Raw genomic sequence first — 3,795 nt, forward strand, 5'->3', positions numbered from 1 at the left:
CCTCGCGGCTTCAAAGGTCCAGGACCAGGCGCTCGCTTTTGGAGCGGGAGCAACAGGGCGTGAACTGGTCGTTTGCAGCGTGCTCGTCGGGGGTCAGGTATTGGTCCCGGTGATCGGGCTCGCCACTTTTCACCCGCGTGAGGCAGGTGCCGCAAACGCCTTGTTCGCAGGACATGAGCACGTCAACGCCGGCCTTGAGCAAGGCTTGCAAAGCCGTGGAGTCGGCCGGCACCGTGATCACCTGGCCGCTGCTGGCGATTTCGATTTCAAACGGGCCGTCGGTGTCGCGTGCCGTGGGGGCGGTGCTGAAGAATTCGTAGTGCAAACGCGCTTCTGGCCACGCTTGGGCACGCGCGGTGTTCAGCACCGCGTCCATGAAACCTTGCGGGCCACACACGTACAAATGGGTGTCGGCATGGCTGGCTTGGTTGCGCAGCAGGGCTTCGATGTCGATCTTTTGGCTGGCATCACCATCGTCGTGGTGCAGGTGCACATGAGCGGAGTAGGGCGCGGCAGCCAAGCGCGGCGCAAAGGCGGTGCGCTCGGCCGAGCGGGTGCAGTAGTGCATCTCGAAGACGGCGCCCTGTGCCGCCAGGGTTTCGGCCATAGCCATCATGGGTGTCACGCCAATGCCCCCCGCGAGCAGCAGATGGCGAGACGCCGACGGTGCCAGCGCAAAGTGGTTCTTGGGATGGCTGATGTTCAGCACATCGCCCTCGTGCAACAAGTCGTGCACGGCCTTGGAGCCGCCACGCGATTGCGCGTCGCGCAGCACGGCCACCTGGTAGTGCGTTGCTTGGTCCGGCGTGTTGCACAGCGAGTATTGGCGCACGACGCCACCGGGCAGGTGCAGGTCCAGATGCGAGCCCGCGGTGAATGCAGGCAGTTGTTGGTCGTTGACCGGCACCAGCTCCAGGCTGCAAATGTCCAGCGCCTCCTGTTGCTTGCGCTGTACCCGAACGCTCAGCAAGGGTCCGTTGTCGCTCATGCCGACGCGCCTTCTGGCTGCACCTGTTGCGCCTGTTCGGCTGCCAGCACCCGGTCGATCACGCGGCGCGATTGCACGCCGCCGGCGTCGATATTGAGTTTGAGCAGCTTGCGATCCGGCCAGGTCAGCAGGTTCGCTTGCTGGCGTTCCAGCATCTCCAGGTCTTCAGAAAAAATCTTGCCCTGGCCTTCGCGGATCTGTGCGGTGAGCGCCTGGTCTTGTGGGTTGTAGCGGCGCGCCATGCCCCAGAAATACCACATCGAGGTTTCGGTTTCGGGCGTGATGAAGTCCACCACCACGCTGTACACCTTGTGCTCGTCGGGCGCGTCGTAGCCGCCGTGACCGGCGTGCGCCACCCCGACTTCGATCATCACGTGGCTGGGGGGCGTGAAGCGGCAGATCTGCCAGCGGTCCACCGGCACGTCGTCGGCCAACTGTTTGGCGCGCAACGCGGCTTGCCAGAACGGTGGCGCGCTGATGTTTTCCATGTGGCGGCTGGTGATCACCGTGTCGCCTTCCTCCGTGGTCTTGCACGGCACTTCGTCGATTTCCTTTTGCCCGATGCTGGTGGCGTGTACATAGGTTTCGTGCGTCAAGTCCATCAGGTTGTCGACCATCAGGCGGTAGTCGGCCTTGACGTGGTACAGCCCACCGCCATAGGCCCACTCCGGGTTGTCGTGCCATTCCATGTGTGGGATCAGCGCCGCGTCGGCCTTGGCTGCGTCGCCGGGCCAGACCCAGATGAAGCCGTAACGTTCTTCCACCGGGAAGCTCTTGACCGGGGTGAAGCCTTGCACCCGCTGGCCGGGCATGGACACCACTTTGCCGTCGCATCCCATTTCCAGGCCGTGGTAGCCGCACACCAGCTTGCCGTCGCACACCTTGCCCAGAGACAGCGGTGCGCCGCGGTGCGGGCAGAAGTCTTCCACCGCCGCGACCTTGTTGGCATCGCTGCGGAAAAAGGCGATGCGCTCGTTGCAAATGGTGCGGCCGAGCGGTTTGGTGTCGAGGTCTTCGGCGGTGCAGGCCACGTACCAGGTGTTTTTGGGGAACATGTCATCGTCTCCTTATTCAGTATACGGAATGACGTCGATTGTACGGATGGATTTGGCCGCCCGGCAAGCGGTTGAATCTAGGGTTAACCCGAAGTTTTGGGCCCGTTGGTCGGGTCGTTCAAATGGTCGAACTTGCGCAGCAGGCGCAGAAACTCGGCCTGCTCGGCAGGCTCCAACGGCGACAGCAACTGGCGGTACATGGGGTTGACCCTGGGCAGCATGTCGGCGAGCACGGCTGCGCCCCCCGGGGTCAGCAGCAGGCGGCGCTGGCGCCGCGCCATCAGCTCGCGCACGATCCAGCCCTTGCTCTCCAGGCGGGCGGCGATGTCGGCGGTGGTCGAGGTGTCGAGCGCGACGCGCTGCGCCAGCGTCACCTGGTCGATTCCGGGTTCTTCCTGCAAGGCGCGAAGAATCGCGTATTGCACCGGGGTGACCTGGCGTCCATGGGTGTCGTGAAAGATCGAAACCGCAATCTGATGGGCCCGCCGTATCAGGTGGCCGGGCTCGGCCAATAGACGGATGGCCTCGGCGGCGGTCAGGTCGTCGGCAGGGCTGGTTGTCATGGTGGGATGTGGGGAAGGGTGGCGGCGCACCTGGGCGCCGTGAGCCCCGTGCGGCGGGGAAATCCGGTGCGAACAAGGGCTTGGTGGAGACGAGGAGGATCGAACTCCCGACCTTCGCATTGCGAACGCGACGCTCTCCCAGCTGAGCTACGTCCCCACGGTTTCGCCAGTCTAGCAGCGCCTGCCGGGGCTTGCCAGTTCAATGCATGCCGTTGCGTTGGGCCAGCTCGACAAACAGCGCCGAGTGGTCCAGGTCGCCCAGGCCGTGGTCGGCGGCTTGGGCAAACAGCTGTTCGAACAGGCCGGTGATGGGTGCGTCAAAGCCGAGTTCGCTGGCGGTGGTCAGGGCGTTGCGCATGTCTTTGAGCTGCACGGTGATCGCGGCACGCTTGGTGAAGTCGCGCTCCACCATGCGCTGGCCGTGCAGCTGGAGAATGCGGCTGTCGGCAAATCCGCCGCCGATGGCCTGGCGCACCTGGGCCATGTCGGCGCCGCCCCTTTCGCACAGCAGCAGTGCTTCGGCCACCGCGCCGATGGTGATGCCCACGATCATCTGATTGGCCAGTTTGGCGAGTTGACCCGAACCGTGCGGGCCCACAGGTGTGGCCCGGCCCAGCAGATCAAACACCGGGCGCGCCTGCTCAAAATCGACCGCCAGGCCGCCGGCCATGATGGCCAGCGTGCCCGCTTCCGCGCCGACCGTGCCACCCGAGACCGGCGCGTCCAGGTGCCGCAAGCCCATGCCGAGCAAGCGCTGTGCGTGGGCCCGGGCCTGGGTCGGCAGGATGGACGACATGTCGATCAGCAGGGCGCCCGGGCGCATCGCAGCGGCAACGCCTTGCTGGAACAAAACGTCCTCCACCGCCGCGCCGTGTTCCAGCAAGGTGATGACCACATCGGCCGTGGCGACCGCATCTGTGGGCGTATCGGCCACTTGGACGCCGAACGGCTCCAGGCGCTCGGCCTTGGCGCGCGAACGGTTCCAGGCCTGCACCTGGCAACCGGCTTCGGCCAGGCGGCGGGCCACGGGAAAGCCCATCAAGCCAATGCCCAGCACGGCGATGGAAAGCGGGGGCGAAGGGGCGGCGGTGGAGGAGGTGTTCATGGTGAGGCGGCAAGGTTCAAGGTGTGCCTATTTCATCATGCGCAGGTGACGCGTGCCAGGGTCCGTCGCGGCGGCGACGTACCC

The 3,795-nt window shown here is 65.2% G+C and carries 4 protein-coding genes and 1 tRNA gene; all 5 read right to left on the minus strand.

Annotated features, from left to right (window positions below; all coding sequences use genetic code 11):
• Nucleotides 1-10: 10 nt before the first annotated feature.
• Nucleotides 11-988, minus strand: a complete 978-nt coding sequence (locus ABYB95_RS18960) for a 2Fe-2S iron-sulfur cluster-binding protein (RefSeq protein WP_372660400.1) — start codon at nucleotides 986-988, stop codon at nucleotides 11-13.
• Nucleotides 985-2,043 (minus strand): Rieske 2Fe-2S domain-containing protein, encoded by a 1,059-nt coding sequence (locus ABYB95_RS18965; protein WP_372660403.1) that lies wholly within the window; start codon nucleotides 2,041-2,043, stop codon nucleotides 985-987. Before ABYB95_RS18965 ends, ABYB95_RS18960 begins: the two co-directional genes overlap by 4 nt.
• An 83-nt stretch (nucleotides 2,044-2,126) precedes the next feature.
• Nucleotides 2,127-2,606 (minus strand): MarR family winged helix-turn-helix transcriptional regulator, encoded by a 480-nt coding sequence (locus ABYB95_RS18970; protein ID WP_372660406.1) that lies wholly within the window; start codon nucleotides 2,604-2,606, stop codon nucleotides 2,127-2,129.
• Nucleotides 2,607-2,687: 81 nt separating this feature from the next.
• Nucleotides 2,688-2,763 (minus strand) — tRNA-Ala (locus ABYB95_RS18975).
• A 42-nt stretch (nucleotides 2,764-2,805) separates the two neighbouring features.
• Nucleotides 2,806-3,711: an NAD(P)-dependent oxidoreductase gene (locus ABYB95_RS18980; RefSeq protein ID WP_372660409.1), complete on the minus strand. Its 906-nt coding sequence runs from the start codon at nucleotides 3,709-3,711 to the stop codon at nucleotides 2,806-2,808.
• Between the last annotated feature and the right edge of the window lie 84 nt (nucleotides 3,712-3,795).

It is taken from the genome of Hydrogenophaga sp. (genome assembly GCF_041633695.1).
Taxonomy (GTDB): domain Bacteria; phylum Pseudomonadota; class Gammaproteobacteria; order Burkholderiales; family Burkholderiaceae_C; genus Hydrogenophaga.

Bases quoted from the DNA above. Each gene is read 5' to 3' on its own strand.
- ABYB95_RS18960 (WP_372660400.1), bottom strand. From the start codon at position 988: ATGAGCGACAACGGACCCTTGCTGAGCGTTCGGGTACAGCGCAAGCAA.
- ABYB95_RS18965 (WP_372660403.1), bottom strand. From the start codon at position 2,043: ATGTTCCCCAAAAACACCTGGTACGTGGCCTGCACCGCCGAAGACCTC.
- ABYB95_RS18970 (WP_372660406.1), bottom strand. From the start codon at position 2,606: ATGACAACCAGCCCTGCCGACGACCTGACCGCCGCCGAGGCCATCCGT.
- ABYB95_RS18980 (WP_372660409.1), bottom strand. From the start codon at position 3,711: ATGAACACCTCCTCCACCGCCGCCCCTTCGCCCCCGCTTTCCATCGCC.